At 61.8% G+C, this 22,280-nt stretch carries 15 protein-coding genes; 9 read left to right on the top strand and 6 right to left on the bottom strand.

Annotated features, from left to right (window positions below):
* Positions 1-49 precede the first annotated feature (49 nt).
* The 8 genes from ACIPSK_RS26865 (at position 50) to ACIPSK_RS26830 (ending at position 13,149) form a co-directional block, all read left to right on the top strand.
* Positions 50-1,270: a TadE/TadG family type IV pilus assembly protein gene (locus ACIPSK_RS26865; protein ID WP_162116954.1), complete on the top strand. Its 1,221-nt coding sequence runs from the start codon at positions 50-52 to the stop codon at positions 1,268-1,270.
* A gap of 275 nt (positions 1,271-1,545) precedes the next feature.
* The gene (locus tag ACIPSK_RS26860) at positions 1,546-4,008 is read left to right on the top strand and encodes a glycogen/starch/alpha-glucan phosphorylase (protein WP_017967889.1); all 2,463 of its coding nucleotides are present in this window, start codon (positions 1,546-1,548) and stop codon (positions 4,006-4,008) included.
* Positions 4,005-6,212, top strand: a complete 2,208-nt coding sequence (gene glgB, locus ACIPSK_RS26855; RefSeq protein WP_017967890.1) for a 1,4-alpha-glucan branching protein GlgB — start codon at positions 4,005-4,007, stop codon at positions 6,210-6,212. The genes ACIPSK_RS26860 and glgB overlap by 4 nt, the downstream gene beginning before the upstream one ends.
* 19 nt (positions 6,213-6,231) lie before the next feature.
* On the top strand, positions 6,232-7,494 hold the full coding sequence (gene glgC / locus ACIPSK_RS26850) for a glucose-1-phosphate adenylyltransferase (RefSeq protein WP_017967891.1): 1,263 nt from the start codon (positions 6,232-6,234) through the stop codon (positions 7,492-7,494).
* A 3-nt stretch (positions 7,495-7,497) separates the two neighbouring features.
* The gene (gene glgA, locus ACIPSK_RS26845) at positions 7,498-8,940 is read left to right on the top strand and encodes a glycogen synthase GlgA (protein WP_162116953.1); all 1,443 of its coding nucleotides are present in this window, start codon (positions 7,498-7,500) and stop codon (positions 8,938-8,940) included.
* 6 nt (positions 8,941-8,946) lie between these two features.
* Positions 8,947-10,578: an alpha-D-glucose phosphate-specific phosphoglucomutase gene (locus ACIPSK_RS26840; RefSeq protein WP_017967893.1), complete on the top strand. Its 1,632-nt coding sequence runs from the start codon at positions 8,947-8,949 to the stop codon at positions 10,576-10,578.
* Positions 10,579-10,590: 12 nt separating this feature from the next.
* Positions 10,591-12,570, top strand: coding sequence for a glycogen debranching protein GlgX (gene glgX, locus ACIPSK_RS26835; protein ID WP_162116952.1), 1,980 nt, complete (start codon positions 10,591-10,593; stop codon positions 12,568-12,570).
* Positions 12,571-12,660: 90 nt separating this feature from the next.
* Complete coding sequence (locus ACIPSK_RS26830; protein WP_162116951.1) at positions 12,661-13,149, top strand: MaoC family dehydratase; 489 nt, start codon at positions 12,661-12,663, stop codon at positions 13,147-13,149.
* Positions 13,150-13,164: 15 nt separating this feature from the next.
* Here the strand turns inward: ACIPSK_RS26830 and ACIPSK_RS26825 are convergent, their stop codons facing one another.
* From ACIPSK_RS26825 to ACIPSK_RS26805, 5 genes are all read right to left on the bottom strand, one after another.
* Positions 13,165-13,563: a VOC family protein gene (locus ACIPSK_RS26825; protein ID WP_162116950.1), complete on the bottom strand. Its 399-nt coding sequence runs from the start codon at positions 13,561-13,563 to the stop codon at positions 13,165-13,167.
* A gap of 44 nt (positions 13,564-13,607) precedes the next feature.
* The gene (locus ACIPSK_RS26820; RefSeq protein WP_162116949.1) at positions 13,608-14,156 is read right to left on the bottom strand and encodes a sarcosine oxidase subunit gamma; all 549 of its coding nucleotides are present in this window, start codon (positions 14,154-14,156) and stop codon (positions 13,608-13,610) included.
* Positions 14,149-17,142 carry a sarcosine oxidase subunit alpha gene (locus ACIPSK_RS26815; protein ID WP_162116948.1) on the bottom strand — a complete coding sequence of 998 codons (2,994 nt, stop codon included), beginning with the start codon at positions 17,140-17,142 and terminating at the stop codon, positions 14,149-14,151. The genes ACIPSK_RS26820 and ACIPSK_RS26815 overlap by 8 nt, the downstream gene beginning before the upstream one ends.
* Positions 17,139-17,480, bottom strand: a complete 342-nt coding sequence (locus ACIPSK_RS26810; RefSeq protein WP_017967899.1) for a sarcosine oxidase subunit delta — start codon at positions 17,478-17,480, stop codon at positions 17,139-17,141. Before ACIPSK_RS26810 ends, ACIPSK_RS26815 begins: the two co-directional genes overlap by 4 nt.
* Before the next feature lie 109 nt (positions 17,481-17,589).
* Positions 17,590-18,843: a sarcosine oxidase subunit beta family protein gene (locus tag ACIPSK_RS26805; RefSeq protein ID WP_018072777.1), complete on the bottom strand. Its 1,254-nt coding sequence runs from the start codon at positions 18,841-18,843 to the stop codon at positions 17,590-17,592.
* A gap of 253 nt (positions 18,844-19,096) precedes the next feature.
* Here ACIPSK_RS26805 and ACIPSK_RS26800 point away from each other — a divergent pair, with 253 nt between their 5' ends.
* Complete coding sequence (locus tag ACIPSK_RS26800) at positions 19,097-20,080, top strand: FecR family protein (RefSeq protein WP_017967901.1); 984 nt, start codon at positions 19,097-19,099, stop codon at positions 20,078-20,080.
* A 5-nt stretch (positions 20,081-20,085) separates the two neighbouring features.
* On the opposite strand, the gene ACIPSK_RS26795 is transcribed toward ACIPSK_RS26800, so the two are convergent.
* A complete protein-coding gene (locus tag ACIPSK_RS26795) occupies positions 20,086-22,257 on the bottom strand; it encodes a CHASE2 domain-containing protein (RefSeq protein WP_162116947.1) in 2,172 nt (723 codons plus the stop codon).
* Positions 22,258-22,280 lie beyond the last annotated feature (23 nt).

Genomic DNA, 22,280 nt, shown 5'->3' with positions numbered 1-22,280 from the left:
AGCGTGCCCAATATCACCTCGACAGGGCCTCCATACACGGGTGAACATGATGAGCACCTCCTTTTTGCATCCCTGCCTGCGTCGCATGCTTGGCGACCGTGGCGGTAATTTCGGTATGATGACGGCGATCCTGCTGCCCGTCCTTTTTGGGGCGGCCGGCATGGCGATCCAGGTGGGCGATATGCTGCTGTCGAAACAGCAGTTGCAGGAAGCCGCCGATTCGGCGGCGCTCGCAACCGCCACCGCGCTGGCGAACGGCACGATCTCAACCGCTGAGGCCGAAACGTTTGCGCGGAATTTCGTTGCGGGGCAGATGGCGAATTACCTGCAGAGCGGCACCGATATCAAGAGCTCAACGGGCGTGAATGTCCAAACAACGACATCGGGCAAATCGACATCCTACCAAGTAACGGTTTCGCCGAGTTACGACCTCACGGTCAATCCACTGATGCAGGCGGTTGGCTTCAAGACACAGCATCTCTCGACCTCTGGCACGACGGTCGGCGGGCATTCACAGACCCAAGGCTCGATCTCTATGTTCCTCGCCCTCGATAAATCGGGGTCAATGGGAGATCCTACCGCCACCCTCATGACGGAATCATACACCTACAAATGCAACCCTCACCTCAACAAAAACGGTAAGACAATCTACGATACCTGCACCGGCACGCGTACGCGTTATTACACAAAAATAGAAGCACTGAAGCTCGCCGCTGGCAATCTTTTTGACCAACTCAATAGCGCGGATCCCAATGCCGAATATGCTCGCACAGGCGCGGTATCCTACGATATCATTGAATACCCAGCCAGCAGTCTGGCTTGGGGAACTACCGCTGTCACGAACTATGTCAACGCGCTTCAGTCGGGCGGTGGCACGAATTCAAGCGGCGCAGTGAATACGGCTTACACGTCTCTCACCGCCAAGAACGCCGCGGGCAATGACGCCGAAGACGCCGCCCACCAGCAGAAAACCGGGCAAGTGCCGAAGAAGTACATCGTCTTCATGACCGACGGCGACAATAACAACGATAGCAGCGGCGGCCGTTCCTACGATACCGCGACGAAGAAGACATGCGACACAGCGAAGTCCAAGGGCATCGAAATCTATACGATCGCCTTCATGGCACCCGCGGGCGGACAGGCGCTGCTGCATTATTGCGCCTCCGATGACTCCCATTATTTCCAGGCGGAAAAGATGGAAGACCTGCTTGCTGCGTTCCAGGCGATCGGAGCGAAGGCTTCCGCGCAGCTGACGCGTCTGACGAACTGACGATCGGTCCCCTCGAAAAGCCGAACAAAAAGCCGCTCCGGAACAAACAGGAGCGGCTTTTCGTTATCGCTATCCCACCCATCTGATCGGGAAAAGCGATTGAAATCAACCCCTCGACCCCCGTGAATGTGAAGGTTTCGCAAATTTTTCGTTTGTCCAAATCCTTTGTTGCAAGTGCTTAGTAACGATGCATAAACTGTCGGCTGCGCAAGCGACAAATTGATTGAATCAGGCATAACATCCTGAAACAAAATTAAAATTGGCGAGACCTGACGATGAACACTGTTTCCAAGCCGATCATCCCTTCCCCCGCCCCTCGCAGTTCAAGGCCGGAAATTCTCGCTGAAGAAATCATTGAACGTCTGACCTACCGCATCGGCAAGGATGCCAAGGTGGCAAAGCCGCATGACTGGCTGACGGCGACGATCCTGGTGGTGCGCGACCGCATCATCGACAGGTGGATGGCGTCCACCCGCGAGGTTTATGCGACCGGCGCCAAGCGCGTCTATTATCTTTCACTCGAATTCCTGATCGGCCGCCTGATGCGCGACGCCGTCTCCAACCTTGGCCTGATGGAGGAGGTGCGCGATGCGCTCGCTTCGCTCGGCGTCGATGTCAACGTCATCGCCGGCCTGGAGCCGGATGCCGCACTCGGCAACGGCGGCCTCGGCCGCCTGGCTGCCTGCTTCATGGAGAGCATGGCGACGGTCGACGTTCCGGCCTATGGCTACGGCATCCGCTATGTCCACGGGCTCTTTCGCCAGCAGCTGGCCGACGGCTGGCAGGTCGAACTGCCGGAAAATTGGCTCGCCCATGGCAATCCCTGGGAATTCGAGCGCCGCGAAAGCTCCTATGAAATCGGCTTCGGCGGCGCCGTCGAATTCATCACCACCCATGACGACCAGCCACGCTACGTCTGGAAACCAGCCGAGCGCGTCATTGCCGCCGCCTTCGATACGCCGGCCGTCGGCTGGCGCGGCAAGCGCGTCAACACGCTGCGCCTCTGGTCGGCGCAACCGATCGATCCGATCCTGCTCGATGCCTTCAACGCCGGCGACCACATCGGCGCGCTCCGGGAAAGCAACAAGGCCGAAAGCCTGACCCGGGTTCTCTATCCTGCCGACGCCACCCCGGCCGGCCAAGAGCTGCGCCTGCGCCAGGAATTCTTCTTCTCGTCGGCCTCGCTGCAGGACATACTGCGCCGCCATCTGCAGCAATATGACGACTTCACCTCGCTGCCGGACAAGGTGGCGATCCAGCTGAACGACACTCACCCCGCCGTCTCGGTCGCCGAACTCGTGCGCCTGCTCTGTGACGTACACGGGATGGATTTCGACCAGGCCTGGGAAATCACCCGCCATACCTTTTCCTACACCAACCACACGCTTCTGCCCGAAGCGCTGGAAAGCTGGGCGGTGCCGCTGTTCGAGCGCCTGCTGCCGCGTCACATGCAGATCATCTATGCGATCAATGCCAAGATCCTGATCGACGCTCGCAAGGGCAAGAATTTCTCCGATGCGGAAATCCGCTCGATCTCGCTGATCGATGAAAGTGGCGATCGCCGCGTGCGCATGGGCAACCTCGCTTTTGTCGGCTCGCATTCGATCAACGGCGTCTCGGCCCTGCACACCGACCTGATGAAGGTCACGGTCTTCGCCGACCTACACAAGCTCTATCCCAACCGCATCAACAACAAGACCAACGGCATCACGCCGCGCCGCTGGCTGCAGCAGTGCAATCCCGGTCTCACCGGCCTGATCCGCGAAGCGATCGGCGACGAATTCCTCGATGATGCCGAGAAGCTGCGTGCGCTCGACGCGCATTCCTCCGATCCGGCTTTCCAGCAGAAATTCGCGGCGGTAAAGCGCGCCAACAAGGTGGCGCTCTCCAACCTCGTCGCCAGCCGCATGGGCGTGAAGCTCGATCCGTCGGCAATGTTCGATATCCAGATCAAGCGCATCCACGAATACAAGCGCCAGCTGCTGAACATCATCGAGGCCGTCGCGCTCTACGACCAGATCCGCTCGCATCCCGAGCTCGACTGGGTGCCGCGCGTGAAACTCTTCGCCGGCAAGGCGGCGCCGAGTTACTACAATGCCAAGCTCATCATCAAGCTGATCAACGACGTCTCCCGCACGATCAACAACGACCCGTCGGTGCGCGGCCTGCTGAAGATCGTCTTCGTCCCGAACTACAATGTCTCGCTCGCCGAAGTCATGGTTCCGGCCGCCGACCTTTCCGAGCAGATCTCGACCGCCGGCATGGAAGCATCCGGCACCGGCAACATGAAGTTCGGCCTGAACGGTGCGCTGACGATCGGCACGCTCGATGGCGCCAATGTCGAGATGCGCGACAATGTCGGCGAGGACAACATCGTCATCTTCGGCCTCAAGGCCGACGAAGTGTCGAAGGTCCGCAGCGATGGCCACAATCCCCGCGCCATCATCGAAGGATCGCGCGAACTCGCTCAGGCGCTCGCCGCCATCAGCTCCGGCGTCTTCTCGCCCGATGACCGCAACCGTTACACGGCGCTGATCGACGGCATCTATTCGCACGATTGGTTCATGGTCGCCGCCGATTTCGACGCCTATGCCCAGGCCCAGCGCGAAGTCGACCAGATCTGGACCAACCAGTCCGCCTGGTACACCAAGACGATCAACAATACGGCGCGGATGGGCTGGTTCTCTTCCGACCGTACGATCAGGCAATATGCAGACGAAATCTGGAGAGCCGGATGAAAACGCCGAAAACCATCCCTGAAGTAAAGCTTTCCTGGGAAATTTCGGCAGATGAAATCACGGCGATCCTTGCCGGCTCGCATTCCAATCCCTTTGCCGTCCTAGGTGTGCACCAGGCCGGCGACGTTTTCGTCGCCCGGTGCTTCATCCCGGGCGCGGAGGAGGTGACCGCCATGACGCTCGACGGCGGCGTCATCGGCGAACTGAAACAGCTCCATGCCGACGGCGTCTTCGCCGGCCCGGTTTCCCTTACCAAACTCCAGCCGGTGCGTTACCGCGCCCGGCGCGGCGATGCCGAATGGGCTGTCACCGATCCCTACAGTTTCGGTCCGGTGCTCGGACCGATGGATGATTATTTCGCCCGCGAAGGCTCGCATCTGCGGCTGTTCGACAAGATGGGCGCCCACCTTATCAAGCATGACGGCGCCCAGGGCATCCATTTCGCCGTCTGGGCGCCGAATGCGCAGCGCGTCTCCGTCGTCGGTGATTTCAATAATTGGGACGGCCGTCGCCACGTGATGCGTTTCCGCGCCGACAGCGGCATCTGGGAAATCTTTGCCCCTGATGTACCGATCGGCGTTGCCTACAAGTTCGAGATCCGCGGCAAGGACGGCGTATTGCTGCCGCTAAAGGCCGATCCCTTCGCGCGCCGCAGCGAGCTCCGGCCGAAGACAGCCTCTATCACCGCCGCCGAGCTGGAGCAGGAGTGGGAAGACGAAGCCCATCTGAAACACTGGCGCGAGACCGACAAGCGCCGGCAGCCGATCTCGATCTACGAGGTGCATGCCGCCTCCTGGCAGCGCCGGCAGGACGGCACGATGCTGTCCTGGGACGAGCTCGCCTCCAGCCTCATCCCCTATTGCGCCGACATGGGCTTCACCCATATCGAATTCCTGCCGATCACCGAGCATCCCTACGATCCCTCCTGGGGTTACCAGACGACCGGCCTTTACGCGCCGACCGCGCGCTTCGGCGAGCCCGAGGGTTTTGCCCGTTTCGTCAACGGCTGCCACAAGGTCGGCATCGGCGTCATCCTCGACTGGGTGCCGGCGCATTTCCCGACCGACGAGCACGGCCTCGGCTGGTTCGACGGCACGGCTCTCTACGAGCACGAGGACCCGCGCAAGGGCTTCCATCCCGACTGGAGCACGGCGATCTACAATTTCGGCCGCACCGAGGTCGTTTCCTATCTCGTCAACAACGCGCTCTACTGGGCCGAAAAATTCCATCTCGACGGTCTGCGTGTCGATGCCGTCGCCTCGATGCTCTACCTTGATTATTCCCGCAAGCACGGCGAGTGGATCCCGAACGAATACGGCGGCAACGAGAACCTCGAAGCGGTCCGTTTTCTGCAGGATCTCAACATCCGCATCTATGGCAAAAATTCCAACGTGATGACCATCGCCGAGGAATCGACCTCCTGGCCGAAAGTCTCGCAGCCCGTTCATGAAGGCGGCCTCGGCTTTGGCTTCAAGTGGAACATGGGCTTCATGCACGACACGCTGAGCTACATGAGCCGCGATCCTATCTATCGCGGGCACCATCACAACGAGCTCACCTTCGGCCTGCTCTACGCCTATTCGGAAAATTTCGTCCTGCCGCTCTCGCATGACGAGGTTGTCCATGGAAAAGGCTCGCTGATCGCCAAGATGCCGGGCGACGACTGGCAGAAATTCGCCAATCTGCGCGCCTACTACGCTTATATGTGGGGCTATCCGGGCAAGAAGCTGCTGTTTATGGGCCAGGAATTCGCCCAATGGAGCGAGTGGAGCGAAGAGAAGGCACTCGACTGGAACCTGCTTCAGTATCGCATGCACGAGGGCATGCGGCGCCTGGTCCGCGATCTTAATTTCACCTATCGCAGCAAGCCGGCGCTGCATGCGCGTGACTGCGAGGGCGAAGGTTTCGAATGGCTGGTCGCCGACGACCACCAGAATTCCGTCTTTGCCTGGCTGCGCAAGGCGCCAGGCCAGAAGCCGGTCGCCGTCATCACCAATTTCACCCCCGTCTACCGCGAGAATTACTCGATCCGCCTGCCGTCCGCAGGGCGCTGGCGGGAAATCCTGAACACCGATGCCGACATCTACGGCGGCAGCGGCAAGGGCAATGGCGGGCGCGTGCAGGCCGTCGATGCCGGCGGCAACATCACCTGCTCGATTACCTTGCCGCCCTTGGCGACAATCATGCTTGAACCTGAAAATTAGTGACTGGTGGGAGGAGAAAATGGTAGAAAAGCGCGTTCAGCCACTTGCCCGCGATGCAATGGCTTATGTTCTGGCGGGCGGCAGGGGAAGCCGTCTCAAGGAACTCACCGACCGGCGTGCCAAGCCGGCCGTTTATTTCGGCGGCAAGGCCCGCATCATCGATTTCGCCCTGTCGAATGCCCTGAATTCCGGCATCCGCCGCATTGGCGTTGCCACGCAATACAAGGCGCATTCGCTGATCCGCCACATGCAGCGCGGCTGGAACTTCTTCCGCCCCGAGCGCAACGAAAGCTTCGATATTCTGCCGGCCAGCCAACGCGTCTCCGAGACGCAATGGTATGAAGGCACGGCCGACGCCGTCTATCAGAACATCGACATCATCCAGGATTACGGCGTCGAATACATGGTCATTCTTGCCGGCGACCACGTCTACAAGATGGACTATGAATGGATGCTGCAGCAGCACGTCGATTCCGGCGCCGACGTCACCATCGGCTGCCTGGAAGTGCCGCGCATGGAAGCGGTGGGCTTCGGCGTCATGCATGTCAACGACAAGGACGAGATCATCGCCTTCGTCGAGAAACCGGCCGATCCGCCGCCCATTCCCGACAAGCCGGATTTCGCCCTCGCCTCGATGGGCATCTACGTCTTCCACACCAAGTTCCTGCTCGATGCGCTGCGCCGCGACGCCGCCGACCCGACGTCGAGCCGCGACTTCGGCAAGGACATCATCCCCTATATCGTCAACAACGGTAAGGCGGTCGCCCACCGCTTCGCCAAGTCCTGCGTCCGTTCCGATTTCGAGCACGAGCCCTACTGGCGCGACGTCGGCACGATCGACGCCTATTGGCAGGCCAATATCGACCTGACGGCGATCGTTCCAGAGCTCGACATTTACGACAAGTCCTGGCCGATCTGGACCTATGCCGAGATCACCCCACCGGCCAAATTCGTCCATGACGACGAAGATCGCCGCGGCTCGGCCACCTCCTCCGTTGTGTCTGGCGACTGCATCATCTCGGGCGCCATGCTCAACAACAGCCTGCTCTTCACCGGTGTCAGGGCGAACTCCTTCTCCAAGATGGAAGGAGCGGTCATTCTGCCGAACGTGAAGATCGGACGGCGCGCGCAGCTCAAGAATGTCGTGATCGACCATGGTGTCATCATTCCGGAAGGCCTGGTTGTCGGCGAGGATGCCGAGCTCGATGCCAAGCGCTTCCGGCGGACGGAAAGCGGCATCTGCCTGATCACGCAACCGATGATCGACAAGCTGGATATCTGACTTATGAAAGTTCTTTCGGTTTCGTCCGAAGTCTTCCCTTTGATCAAGACAGGGGGTCTGGCCGATGTGTCCGGCGCCCTGCCGATTACTCTGAAAGCTTTCGGGGTCGAGACCAAGACCCTTTTGCCCGGCTATCCCGCCGTCATGAAGGTCATTCGCGACCCCGTCGTCAGGCTCGAATTCCCCGACCTGCTCGGTGAGCGGGCGACCGTGCTCGAGGTTGAGCACGAGGGCCTCGATCTGCTCATCCTCGATGCGCCGGCCTATTACGACAGGCCGGGCGGACCCTATCTCGATCCGCTCGGCAAGGACTATCCCGACAACTGGCGCCGTTTCGCCGCCCTGTCGCTTGCCGCCTCCGAGATCGCCGCCGGTCTGCTGCCCGGCTGGCGGCCGGATCTCGTCCACACCCACGACTGGCAGGCGGCGCTGACCTCGGTCTATATGCGTTACTACCCGACGCCGGAATTGCCGAGCGTTCTGACCATCCACAACATCGCCTTCCAGGGCCAGTTCGGTTCCGAGATCTTCCCCGGCCTGCGCCTGCCCGCCCATGCTTTCGCCACCGAAAGCATCGAATATTACGGCACTGTCGGCTTCCTCAAGGGCGGGCTTAAGACCGCCCATGCGATTACGACAGTCAGCCCCACCTATGCCGATGAGATCCTGACGTCGGAATTCGGCATGGGGCTCGAAGGCGTCATCGCCAGCCGCATCGACGACCTGCACGGCATCGTCAACGGCATCGACACCGATATCTGGAACCCGGCGACCGACCCTGTCGTTCACACCCATTACGGCTCGACGACGCTGAAGAACCGTGAGGAGAACCGTCGCTCGATTGCCGAATTCTTCGGTCTCGACAACGACGACGCCCCGATCTTCTGCGTCATCAGCCGTCTCACCTGGCAGAAGGGCATGGATATCGTCGCCAACGTCGCCGACGAGATCGTCGCCATGGGCGGCAAGCTCGTCGTGCTCGGCTCCGGCGAAGCCGCACTTGAAGGCGCGCTGCTCGCCTCCGCCAGCCGTCACCCCGGTCGCATCGGCGTCTCGATCGGCTATAACGAGCCGATGTCGCACCTGATGCAGGCCGGCTGCGATGCGATCATCATCCCCTCGCGTTTTGAGCCCTGCGGCCTCACCCAGCTTTACGGCCTACGTTACGGCTGCGTGCCGATCGTCGCCCGCACCGGCGGGTTGAACGACACCGTGATCGACGCCAATCATGCCGCACTTGCGGCGAAAGTGGCAACCGGCATACAATTTGCCCCCGTGACAGAAACGGGCATGCTACAGGCAATCCGCCGTGCGATGCATTTTTACCAGGACCGAAAACTCTGGACCCAATTGCAAAAGCAGGGCATGAAATCGGATGTCTCCTGGGAGAAGAGCGCCGAACGCTACGCTGCCCTCTATTCAAGCCTCGTCTCGAAAGGCATGTGACCTAAAATGATCAAGTCCGTCCCCACCACGCCCTATCTGGACCAGAAGCCCGGCACGTCGGGCCTGCGCAAGAAGGTTCCGGTTTTCCAGCAGCCGAACTATGCGGAGAACTTCATCCAGTCGATCTTCGATTCGCTGGAAGGCTATCAGGGCAAGTGCCTGGTCATCGGCGGCGACGGACGCTACTACAATCGCGAGGTCATCCAGAAGGCGGTCAAGATGGCCGCCGCCAATGGCTTCGGCAAGGTCATGGTCGGCAAGGGCGGCATCCTGTCGACGCCGGCCGCCTCCCACATCATTCGCAAATACAAGGCTTTCGGCGGCATCATCCTCTCCGCCAGCCACAATCCCGGCGGCCCGACCGAAGACTTCGGCATCAAATACAACATCAACAACGGCGGCCCGGCGCCGGAAAAGATCACCGACGCGATCTATGCGCGCTCCAAGACGATCGACAGCTACAAGATCGCCGATTTCGCCGACGTCAATCTCGACCGCATCGGCAAGGACGAGCTTCCCGGCGGCACGATCCTCTCGGTGATCGACCCGGTCGAGGACTATGCCGCGCTGATGGAAGAGCTGTTCGATTTCGGCGCCATCCGCAACCTGATCAGCCTCGGCTTCCGCATTGCTTTCGATGGGATGAGCGCCGTCACCGGCCCCTATGCCAAGGAAATCTTCGAAAATCGTCTTGGCGCTCCCTCGGGCTCGGTGCGTAACTTCATGCCGCTTCCGGATTTCGGCGGCCATCATCCGGACCCGAACCCGGTTCACTGCAAGGAACTCTTCGATGAGATGATGGGCGATGACGCGCCCGATTTCGGCGCCGCCTCCGACGGCGACGGCGACCGCAACCTGATCATCGGCCGGGGCATCTTCGTCACACCTTCCGATAGCCTGGCGATCCTTGCCGCAAACGCCAATCTCGCTCCCGGCTATTCCGGCGGCCTCGCCGGCATCGCCCGCTCGATGCCGACATCCGGTGCGGCCGACCGCGTCGCCGAAAAGCGCGGCATCGGCATGTATGAAACGCCGACCGGCTGGAAGTTCTTCGGCAACCTGCTCGACGCCGGCATGGCGACGATCTGCGGCGAGGAAAGCTCCGGCACGGGTTCCAATCACGTCCGCGAAAAGGATGGCCTCTGGGCCGTGCTTCTATGGCTGAACATTCTTGCCGTGCGCGGCGAGAGCGTCGCCGATATCGTCACCCAGCACTGGCAGACCTATGGCCGCAATTATTATTCGCGACATGATTACGAAGGCCTCGACACCGATGCGGCGAACGGCCTGGTGGACAATCTTCGCAGCCAACTGTCCACCCTGCCCGGCAAGAGCTTCGGCAACCTGAAGGTCGAGAAGGCCGACGACTTCGCCTATCACGATCCGATCGACAAGTCGGTGAGCGAACATCAAGGTATCCGTGTGCTCTTCGAGGGCGGCTCCCGCGTCGTCTTCCGCTTGTCCGGCACCGGCACGTCTGGCGCAACCTTGCGTGTCTATATTGAGCGTTACGAGCCGGATTCGACTCGCCATAACATCGAAACGCAGGAAGCGCTCGCCGATTTGATCGCGGCCGCCGAAAGCATTGCCAGCATTCGGGAACGCACGGGACGCGATGCGCCAACCGTGATCACCTGATCCGGGGGAAACATGCGGGGAAGCAGTTCGGCGCGAGCCGGCGCGATCGTCTTCGAGACCGGCGTCGAATTTGCCGTGTGGTCGCATCATGCCGCACAGATCGAACTCTGCCTCTTCGAGGGTGACGGCAACAGGGAATTCGCGCGCCTGCCAATGGCGCGCGACAGTAACTACTTCCATCATCTGTTTGTCGACGGACTGAAGCAGGGCGCGCGCTACGGCTATCGCGCCGATGGTATCTATGCACCTGATAACGGCCTCTGGTACGATCCTTCCAAACTGCTGATCGATCCCTACGCCAAGGAGATCGATAGGCCGTTCCGCTACGATCCACGCCTCGGCATCTATGGCGAGGACAGCCAGGATCTGATGCCGAAGGCGATCGTCACCACCGATACCCCAGCCGCGATCAGCAAGCCGCTCTTCAAGCCGGGCGGTTTTATCTATGAGGTGGCGGTGCGGCCCTTCACCATTCTCCATCCCGATGTGCCGGAGGCCCAGCGCGGCACGGTCGCAGCGCTTGCCCATCCCTCCGTCGTCGCGCACCTGAAGCGGATCGGTGTTGATGCCGTTGAACTGATGCCGATCACTGCCTGGATCGACGAACGCCACCTGCCGCCACTCGGCCTCACCAACGGCTGGGGCTACAATCCCGTTGCCTTCATGGCGCTCGATCCCCGGCTCGCCCCCGGCGGCATGACGGAGTTGCGCGAGACAGTCGCGACCCTCCATACCGAAGGTATCGCCGTCATCCTCGACCTCGTCTTCAACCATACCGGCGAGAGCGACCGTTACGGCGCGACACTGTCGCTGCGCGGCCTCGACAACCTGCATTATTATCGCCACGCCCAGAATTGGCCGAGCGAACTCGTCAACGACACAGGCACCGGCAACACGATCGCCTGCGATCATCCCGAGGTCCGCCGTCTCGTCATCGACAGCCTGCGCCATTTTGTGCTCAATGCCGGGGTCGACGGTTTTCGCTTCGATCTGGCCCCAGTGCTCGGCCGCACCGCGACAGGCTTCGAGCGCGACGGGGGAACACTGGCCGCGATCCTCTCAGACGATGTGCTTGCCGACCGCATCATGATCGCCGAGCCCTGGGATATCGGCCCGGGCGGTTATCAACTCGGCAATTTCCCAGCGCCATTCGTTGAATGGAACGACCGGGTTCGCGACGATCTGCGCTGCTACTGGCGCGGCGACGATTGGAAGACCGGCGCGCTGGCAACCGCACTCGCCGGCTCCTCCGACATCTTCTCCCGCAACGACGGCAAGGAAACGCGCAGTGTCAATTTCCTCGCCGCCCATGACGGCTTCACGCTGATCGATCTCGTCTCCTACGCCGGAAAGCATAACGACGCCAACGGCGAACACAATCGCGACGGTCATAACGAGAACCACTCCTGGAACAATGGCGTCGAGGGGGAAACCGTCTATCCGACGATCCGCAAGCGTCGCCGCGACGATGTGATGGCGCTGATATCAACCCTCTTTGCCACCCGCGGCAGCCTCATGCTGACAGCGGGCGACGAGGGCGGCCGCAGCCAGCGCGGCAACAACAACGCCTATTGCCAGGACAACGAGATCACCTGGCTGGACTGGGAGGCGTTGGACGGGGATCTCATCGGCCACACCGCCTTCGTTGCAGAGCTGCGCCGCCGCTTCACCGTCTTCTCCGAAACGGGTTTCCTGTCAGGAAACGGCGATATCGAATGGATTTCGCTCTCCGGCGAACCGATGACCGTCGCCGAATGGGAGACGCCGTCGCTGTCCGTCCTCGGCATGCTGCTGACGACCGGGGACCGCTCCGCACGCGGCAGGCAGACCCGGCTTGGCGTGCTTTTCAACCGCTCGCAGAGCCGCCAATTTTTCACGCTGCCTTCCCGGGGCGAACCGGGCTGGCGCCAGTTGACGCGGGATGGAACGAAGAAAGCCGGCAATGGTGCAGCCGTCGAGCCACGCTCCGTCGCCTTTTTCGTAGAAAATTGACCGCCTGCCCTCGCTTGCGCAAATCCTTGTCGCAATCGTCACAAATGCACGATAAGGCTTTGCCGCGGCGGCTTGTTTCACGAGGAATTCATGGTCACGGAAATTTCACTCTCCGACGTGCGGGGATTGATCGGCATGGAAACGGGCCTATCGGATTGGATCACCGTCGACCAGTCGATGATCGACGCTTTCGCGGCGGCGACTGACGACCATCAATTCATCCACGTTGATCCCGCGCGCGCGGCCGCCGACAGCCCCTTCGGCGGCACCATCGCCCACGGCTTCCTGACACTGTCTCTGCTGTCGACGATGAACTACAACTGCCTGCCGAAAGTGCGCGAGCAGACCATGGGCATCAACTACGGCTTCGAGCGCGTCCGCTTCATGACGCCGGTGAAGAGTGGCGCCCGCGTCCGCGGCCGCTTCCTGCTCTCCGACGCCCGCTTCCGCGGCGCCGGCATGCTGATGACCACTTATGATGTCACAATCGAGATCGAAAACGAGAAGAAGCCGGCGTTGACGGCAAAATGGATCACCATCATCCAATTCGACCCGAAGGACCGTCCCGAGGACGTTTGAGCAAAACTGCTTTTGCTACTCGGGGGAATTGAACACGGCTTCGAGAGCATGCCCGTCGGGATCGATGACGAACGCCGCATAATAGTGCTCCCCGTAATGGGATCGCAGACCGGGAGGGCCATTGTCACCGCCGCCACGCGCGATTGCTGCCGCATAAAACCGATCGACCGCCTGGCGGCTCGGAGCGGCAAACGCCAGATGAAAGCCCGGACCGGGCGGCCGCTGGCCATCCGGCCGATGCTTGATCGCCAATTTGTCCCCGCCGCCGGGATTGCCGTAGCCGATTGCCTGCCCTGTTTCCCCCGGCCTGATATCATCCCAGACCCTGATATAACCGAGCGCCGCAAGGGCGGCATCGTAAAACGCCGCCGACCGTTCGATGTCGGAAACGCCGAGGGAGGCATGGTGCAGCATTTGCTTACCCCGTGAATGAGCGCACGCACACGATTTGATGAGACTCAGTGCCCCGCGTCTTCAGCCGCCTCGTTCAGCAGCCCGAAGACATAATCCGAAAACGACCGCCAGCACTCCACCCGGAACGTGTCTTCTTCCGTACGGAAAAGCACGATCTCCGCCTTGCCGAGGATCGTGCGCGATGCGGCTCCGACCGGGAAGGAAGCAAGCGACAGATCCTGCGGGCAACCGGCCGATAGCGTCGCCTCCGCACCCGGTCCCGAGACGATGATCCCGACATTGCGGTGGGACACGTCGGTCGCCGAATGCAGCGCACCGGCACCGGAAAATGCCGCCATCAGGTCGGCGCCATCCTCGTCGATCACCAGCCATTCGTCCGGCCCGAGCCAGAGCGCCGATCGGGCGCCAGCCCGGCCGGATGTTTTCGGGGCGGTCGGCAGAGACAGGCCGAGAGCAGCGGAAAGTACTGCAAGCGATTCCGCGGGCGCACGCAGCGCCACCCGGCTGGCAGTGGGTGCGGTCGTCAGCCGCACCGTTGCGGAGCCACCGAAACGGCCGGCAAGCGCCGGCTTGCGAATTGCGACATCAGCCATGGATGCGGCCACCTTCCTTGTCAAAGAATACCAGATCCGTCACTTCAACGGCGATCGTCCGGTCCGGCATCGGTACAAAAAGTGTCTCGCCCATCCGCGCCCGGCCGCCGGCGACCAGCGCGAAGGCGATCGACCTGTCGCAATTGTCCGACCAATAGGCTGATGTGACGTGGCCGAGCATGGTCATCGGCTTCGGCTCGTTCGGGCTCGCGACGATCTGCGCGCCTTCTTCCAGCACCAGCTTCGGGTCCTTGGTGACGAGACCGACGAGCTGCTTGCGCCCGTCCTTGACAAGATCCGGCCGCTTCAACCCGCGAATGCCGACGAAATCCGTCTTTTTCTTCGAAACCGCCCAGGAAAGTCCGGCGTCATCGGGGGTCACGGTCCCATCCGTATCCTGCCCGACGATGATGTAGCCCTTCTCGGCGCGAAGAACGTGCATCGTCTCCGTGCCGTAGACGCATGCGCCGAGCGGCGCGGCATTGGCCCAGACCGCTTCGAGCACCGACTGGCCGTAATCGGCCGGCACGTTGATTTCGAAGCCGGTTTCGCCAGTGAAAGAGACGCGGAAGAGCCGTGCGGACACCCCGCAGACCGTGCACTCGGCAACGCTCATATGCGGGAAGGCCTCGTTCGAAAGATCGAGCCCTTCGACCAGCGGCGCGACGATCTCGCGCGCCTTCGGGCCCTGCACGGCGATGACAGCCCATTGTTCGGTTACCGAGGTCAACCAGACCTTCAGATGCGGGAATTCCGTCTGCAGGTAATCTTCCATGTGGTGGAGAACGCGCGGCGCGCCGCCGGTCGTCGTCGTCACATGGAAACGGTCGTCCGCCAGGCGTCCGACAACGCCGTCGTCATAAACGAAGCCGTCTTCGCGGGTCATGATGCCGTAGCGGGCCTTGCCGGGCTTCAGCGTGTCCCAGGCATTGGTGTAGATGAGATTGAGGAATTCCGCTGCATCCGGCCCCACCACCTCGATCTTGCCGAGCGTCGATGCATCGAAGATACCGGCCGCCTCGCGTGCCGTCCGGCATTCGCGAGAGACCGCCTGGTGCATGGTCTCGCCGGCCTGCGGATAGAACCAGGCACGCTTCCAGTTGCCGACATCCTCGAAGACCGCCCCATGAGCTTCCTCCCAGTCGTGCAGTGGCGTCTTGCGTGTTGGATCGAACAGCTCTCCGCGCGAATGGCCGACCAGCGTACCATAGGTGACCGGCGTATAGGGCGCACGGAAAGTGGTGAGCCCGACCTGCGGGATTTCCTTGCCGAGCATCTCGGCGGCAATCGCCAGGCCATGCATGTTGGAGAGCTTGCCCTGGTCCGAGGCCATGCCGTTGGTCGTGAAACGCTTGATATGCTCGATCGAATGCATGCCCTCGCGCACGGCAAGGCGGATATCCTTGGCACAGACGTCGTGCTGGAAATCGATGAAGGCCTTGGCGTTGGTTTTCGGTCCCGCGCCTTCGGCAGCGCCGATCATGCCGCCCGTCCAGTCATAGGCTTGCTCGGCCGAAATTGCGATCTTCTCGCCGCTGCTTTTGCCGGAGGCCTGCGCCATCAGTTCGCCGGCGGCAAGCGATTCCTCGATCGTCCGCTGCAGGTCGTCGGTGCCGTTGCAGGCGCCGACCGAAAGGCAGTCCTGGGCATAGGAGCCGGGGAGGAAACGCTGGCTTTCGGCATCGAAGGCCACTTTGCCGCGCGACTGCGAGAACAAATGCACGGACGGCGTCCAGCCGGCCGAAACCAAGAGCGCATCGACCGCGATCTTGCGCGGCGAACCGCCGCCGTTGCGCGCTACCGTCATCGATGAGATCCGTAGCCGCCCCGACGTATTGACGACCGATTGGCCGGCCAGAACATCGATGCCGAGCGCACGCGCCTCTTCCAGCACCGCTGCTCCCGGCGCCTGCCTGCTGTCGACGATGGCGGCGATCGAAACACCCGATCGTTTCAGATCGAACGCCGCCTCGTAGGCCGAGTCATGCGCCGTGTAGATGCCGATCTTGGTACCGACGGCGACGCCGTAATGATTGAGATACATCCGTCCTGCCGAGGCCAGCATGATGCCCGGCCGGTCGTTGTTCGGAAATACCATGTGCCGTTCGATCGCGCCGGTGGCGAGGATCACCCGCTTGGCCCGAACCTGCCACAACCGCTCGCGCGGCAGATCGCGGGAAGGCTTGGCGATATGATCGGTGACGCGCTCGGCAAGACCGACGAAATTGTGGTTGTAGTAACCGAAGGCGGTCGTGCGGACCAGCACTTCGACATTGTCCATCGCCTTCAGCCGCGCCACGGCCGTCTGCGCCCAGCGATGACCGTCCTGTCCGTCGATCGTTACGCCGGCATCGTAGCGCAATGCCCCGCCGGCTTCCGCCTGCTCGTCGCAAAGGATCACCCGGGCACCGGTCTCGGCCGCGGCCAGCGCTGCCGAAAGCCCCGCGACGCCGGAGCCGACCACCAGCACATCGCAATGGGCATAGCGGCTGGCATAATGGTCCGGATCCTCCTCCGTCGGTGCGACGCCGAGGCCGGCGGCGCGGCGGATGAGTGGTTCGTAGACGTGTTTCCAGGCGGCGCGTGGCCACATGAAGGTCTTGTAGTAGAAACCGGCGGCGAAGAACGGCGACATCAGATTGTTGACAGCGCCGACATCGAAGGCAAGCGAGGGCCAGCGGTTCTGCGAGCTGACGATCATGCCGTCGAAGACTTCCTGCACGGTGGCGCGTACGTTCGGCTGCTTGCGCGCCGTATCGCGGGAAACGTCGATCAGCGCATTCGGCTCCTCGGCTCCCGCCGACAGAATACCGCGAGCCCGGTGATATTTGAACGAACGGCCGATGAGATGCACGCCATTGGCAATCAGCGCCGAGGCGACGGTATCCCCTTCGAGCGCCGTATAGCTCTTGCCGTCGAAGCTGAAGCGCGCAGTTTTGGCCGGCGTCAGGCGTCCCTTGCCGGCGATACGGTTGACGCCGCTCATTGCGCCTCTCCTTCCAGGGCTTCATAAGTCTCGACAGGCGCGTGCTTCTCGGCAGCAGCGCCGACCACAGGCTTCGGCTCACCGGCCTTATAGGTCATGAGGAACTTGTCGCTTACCGTGTCGCGGACTGCATTGAAGAAACGTCCGCAGCCATGGATGTGCCGCCAGCGTTCGAATATCAGCCCCTTCGGATTGTCGCGCAGAAAGAAATAGGCTTCGAATTCCGCGTCCGAGATCGAGGCAATATCTGCGGGCCGCGCAATATGCGCGTCACCCGCGCCGCGGAATTCGAGCTCGGAGCGCTCTTCCTGGCAGTAAGGGCAATGGATCAGCAGCATGTAGGATTTCCTTCTCCTCCACTTCTCCCCAGCGGGGAGAAGGTGCCTGAAAGACGGATGAGGGGGTGAGCGACGAATGGAGCGAGCGTTAGCGCGAAAACACCCATCGTCAGTGCGCCACCGCCGCCGCAGCGGCCTCGTCGATCAGGCGGCCGCTGCGGAAACGTTCCAGCGTCAGGCCGGCGTTGAACTTATGCGGTTCGTCGCGGGCGATCAGATGGGCGAAGAGATTGGCCGAACCCGGCGTCGCCTTGAAGCCGCCGGTACCCCAGCCGCAATTGACGTAGAGCCCGGGAACCGGCGTCTTCGACTGGATCGCCGAACGATCCGGCGTATTGTCGACGATGCCGCCCCATTGCCGCATCATCTTGACGCGCCGGAACATCGGGAAGAGCTCGCAGATGGCGTCGAGCGTGTGCGTGATGATCTGCAGCCCGCCGGTCTGGGAATAGGAATTGTATTGGTCGGTGCCGGCGCCGATGACGAGCTCTCCCTTGTCGGATTGGGAGATATAGGCATGCACCGTGTTCGACATGACAACACAGGGAAAGATCGGCTTCAGCGGTTCGGAAACCAGCGCCTGCAGCGGGCTCGATTGCAGCGGCACGCGCACGCCAGCCATCTGCATGACGGTGGTCGTATGGCCGGCCGCCGACACCGCCACTTTCCTGGCGCCGATGAAGCCACGCGAGGTCTCGACCCCGGTTACCCGTCCATCTGCGCCGCGCCGGATACCGGTCACTTCGCAATTCTGAATGATGTGCACACCGCGGTCTGAGGCGGCCCGCGCATAACCCCAGGCAACAGCGTCGTGCCGCGCCGTACCGCCGCGCCGCTGCAGTGCCGCCCCGTTGATCGGGTAGCGTGCGCTGGCCGAGATATCGAGCGGCGGACAATAGGCCTTCGCCTGCTCCGGCGTCAGCCATTCATTGTCGATGCCGTAGAGCCGGTTGGCATGAATATGCCGCTTGAAGGACTGCTGGTCGTGAATATTGTGCGAGAGCATCATCACGCCACGCGGCGAATACATCACATTGTAGTTGAGCTCCTGGGAAAGCCCCTCCCAGAGCTTCATCGAATGCTCGTAGATGTGCATGCTCTCTTCGTAGAGATAGTTCGAGCGGATGATGGTGGTGTTGCGCCCGGTATTGCCGCCGCCGAGCCAGCCCTTCTCGATCACCGCCACATTGGTGATGCCGTGCTCCTTGGCGAGATAATAGGCAGCACCCAGCCCGTGGCCGCCGGCGCCGATGATGACGACGTCGTATTCGGCGCGCGGCTCCGGTGACGTCCACTGCTTCTCCCAGCCCTTGTGGCCGCGAAGGGCCTCCCGTGCCACGGCAAAAACCGAATATTTCCGCATCCGCCTTCTTCTCCTTCGGGAAAGGGCTTGTTCTTCGCGCTCATACAAATCGCAAATCCAAATGCGGCACAACGGTTCTTTTGCGACGCGCGAGAGCTTTGGTTTCGACACGCTGAAGAGAATGCCGCTTCAGGCGAATGACGCAAGCGGCAGCATTTCTGCTTGTCCATCGACCGGTGGCCTAACCCAAGAGGGTTAGAAGACAAGCAATTACTAAAATGTTAACAATCACATGTTGTGGGGTATGTGTATCATGTGGGGTTGGCGCTCAGTATCAGTCGCGACGCTTTGCATCGCGTTAAGCAGCGCATGGCCGGCACCCGCCGCCGAGCCGGTCGGCCAGGCTGTCGTCATCAAGACAGAGGTGACGGGACAGAGCGGTCCTATCGAGGTCGACACCAGCGTTCATCGCAACGAGCGCATCAAGACATCGCAATCGGGGCTTGGCCAGTTCCTATTTCGTGACGGCACAAAGCTCGCCGTCGGCTGGGGTTCGTCGGTCGTCATCGACAAATATGTCTTCGATGATTCCCAATCGGTCAAGAAACTGACCATCAGGGCGGCAAAGGGCACATTTCGCTGGGTCAGCGGCAGTTCCAACTCCTCGGCCTACCAGATCCTGACGCCGGCCGGCACGATTGGCGTACGCGGCACCGCTTTCGATTTCTACGTCGGCCCTGACGGCACGACCGCCGTCGTGCTGCTGAATGGTGCTGCCCGTTTCTGCGGTCCGGGCGGCTGCCGGCAGTTGCAGCAGCGCTGCGATTGCGTGGTGGCCAAGCCGAACGGCAATATGTCGGCGGCGCGCCGGGTCGATCCGAGCATCTTCGCGACGCTCGGAAATGAGCGCGCCTTGCCCTTCCTCTCCGGCAATCAGCGGCTTGCGGGCGGCATCGGCATGCTCGGCGGCTGCAATATGGCCTCCGTCGCGCCGGAAAGAAAGGACAGAAAAAGGCCCCCGCCTCCGGCTTCGCCCGCGCCGCAGAGGCAGGATCCGCCGCAGAAACAGGCCGAGCCGCAGAAGGAACGGCCGACCAAGCCTGACACGCCGCATCACGACGAACCGGATAAACCCGACAAGCATGATGGCCGCGGTCGGCATGAACATCACGATCAGCACGATGATCACGACTATAACGATCAAGGGCATCATCGCGATCGTGATCACGATAGAGATCGCGATCGTGATGGGGACACAAACCACGACAGGGCCCGGAATTTCAATCGCAACCGCTGATGCCGTCAATCGGCGACGCTCTTCTCGAAACCATCCGCCACCTCGCGGAAGTGATCGCTTCTGCTGGATATCCGCCGGTAGAATTCCGCCAGCCCGCCGATCACTTTCGCCGCCCTGAGCTTTGCCGTGCCGATAAGCTTGCGCGTGTTTTTCGAATGCGAATGCAGCGCCTGCGTCAGCTGCTCGTGAACGACCGCAAGCGCGGCGAACTCCGCAGAGGCTGCAACGCGTTCGTCGCCGACGACGGCGAGAATCTGCGTTCGGCTGCTCTTCCCCTTGAGCGGAATGGCGCCGGCCTCGATCAGCGCCATTCCCGGCACCGATCTCGCCGTGCTGTCTGATATCAGAATATCGAAACCGACCTCTTTGCAGCATGATTCCAGCCGCGCCGCAATGTTGACGGCATCGCCGACGGCCGAATAGTTGAAGCGCGTCTTGGCGCCCATATTGCCGACGCAGGCAAGGCCGGTATGGATGCCGATGCCGATCCCGACCTCTTGTCCGGATCCGAAGCCGAAAGCGTCGCCTGCGTTTAGTTCGGCCAGCGTTTCGCGCATGGCAAGCGCTGCGCGAACGGCCTTGGTTTCATGATCCGCCACATCGACGGGTGCATTCCAGAACGCCATGATCGAATCGCCGATAAACTTGTCGAGCGTGCCTTCATTGGCCACTACATGGCGGCTCAGCGCATCGAGCAACGTATTCAGGAATGCGACCACGGCAGTCGGCGCCAGCCGCTCGCTGATCTCGGTGAAGCTCCTGACATCGACGAACATGACCGTCAGCTCGCGATCGTCTCCGCCGAGGCGCAACGCGTCGCGGGAATGCTCGATGCGATGGAGCAGCGACGGGGAAAGATAATGCCCGAAGGCACGCCGCACCTCGCGCCGCTCTCTATCGATCACCAGGATCCGGAACGAGGTCGATGCGAAATGGGTGATCGACCCGCTGATGATCGGAGCCAGCGGATCGAGGAGAAGCCCCGCATAAAGAAACGAAAGCCAAGACGCCACCAGCGCCATGGCCGTGATCAGCAGGCCGCAGGCCAGCGCGACGGCGGGACTGACGAAGGTCGTCACCCCGACGAGCAGGCATCCAAGCACGGCGATCATCAGGATTTCCAGACCGTCCGCCCAGTCGGGCCGCGAGAGAAAGCGGCCGGAGAGGATCTGCTCGACGGCCTGTGCATGCAGCGAAACGCCTGGAACGTTCTCGCCGAGCGCGGTGACGCGGATGTCCTGCAGGCCGGCCGCCGATGTCCCGACGAAGACGATGCTGCCGTCGATGGCGGCGGCGACATCTGGAGAGACCCCTTCGGCCGCAAGCACCTGCCTGGCGGATATATAACGCTCCGCCCGGTCGGGGGTGACATAGAGCCAGAGCTCGCCCGCCGCGGTTAGCGGCACGACGAAATCCCCGATCTTTACCGATGTCATGATGCCGGCGCGATCGGGCGCGCCTGATAGCACATAAGTCGATGCCCCTTGTGCGACACGCAGCGCCTCGATCGCGAGATTCGGATAGAGCTGCTCGCCGTCGGTCAGGAACAGAGGGACCGCCCGTACCACCGGCGAGGGATTGCCGGGATTGAGGCTGATGTGGCCGAGTCCCGCCGCGTTGGTCTCCAATTGCGGCCGCAGCGGCGTCGAGGCACCGAGATAGGGCGGAGCCGAAACGGGGCTTTCGCCTGTAAAGGCAAAGCCCGCCTTCACCGGCGGCCGGTAATTGCCTTCATTGGAAAGGCCGAAGCCGAGTATGACGGGTTTTTCGGCAATCGATCGAGCGAATATCTCGTCGTTGTCGGGCAGTTTCTCGGCCAGCGCAGGGTCTATCCCCGCGACCTCGCGGACAACATTGCGCGGTGACAGCCGGTCCGGCTCGGCAAAAAGAATATCGAAGGCGATGGCCGACGCGCCCATCTCCGAAAGCCGGTTCACCAGCAAGGCCATCCGGTCGCGCGGCCAGGGCCATTGGCCGAATTCGTGCAGCGAGGCCTCGTCGATGTCGATCACGCGGACCGGCATTGGCTCGAAGGTTCTGGGAACAAGCCGCTGGTACTCGTCGAAGGTCACGCCGCGGATCAACTTGAAGATCCCGGGATCACTTGCTCGAAGGATCGTCAGCGCAGTCACGATCGCCAGGCCGAGAACGACACCGATTTGCTGCGCGCGCGTCATGATCTCACCGGGTGTCCCCTCCC

The sequence above is a fragment of the Rhizobium sp. LARHSG275 genome (assembly GCF_052871115.1).
This window is presented reverse-complemented; position numbering and strand designations above follow the sequence as displayed.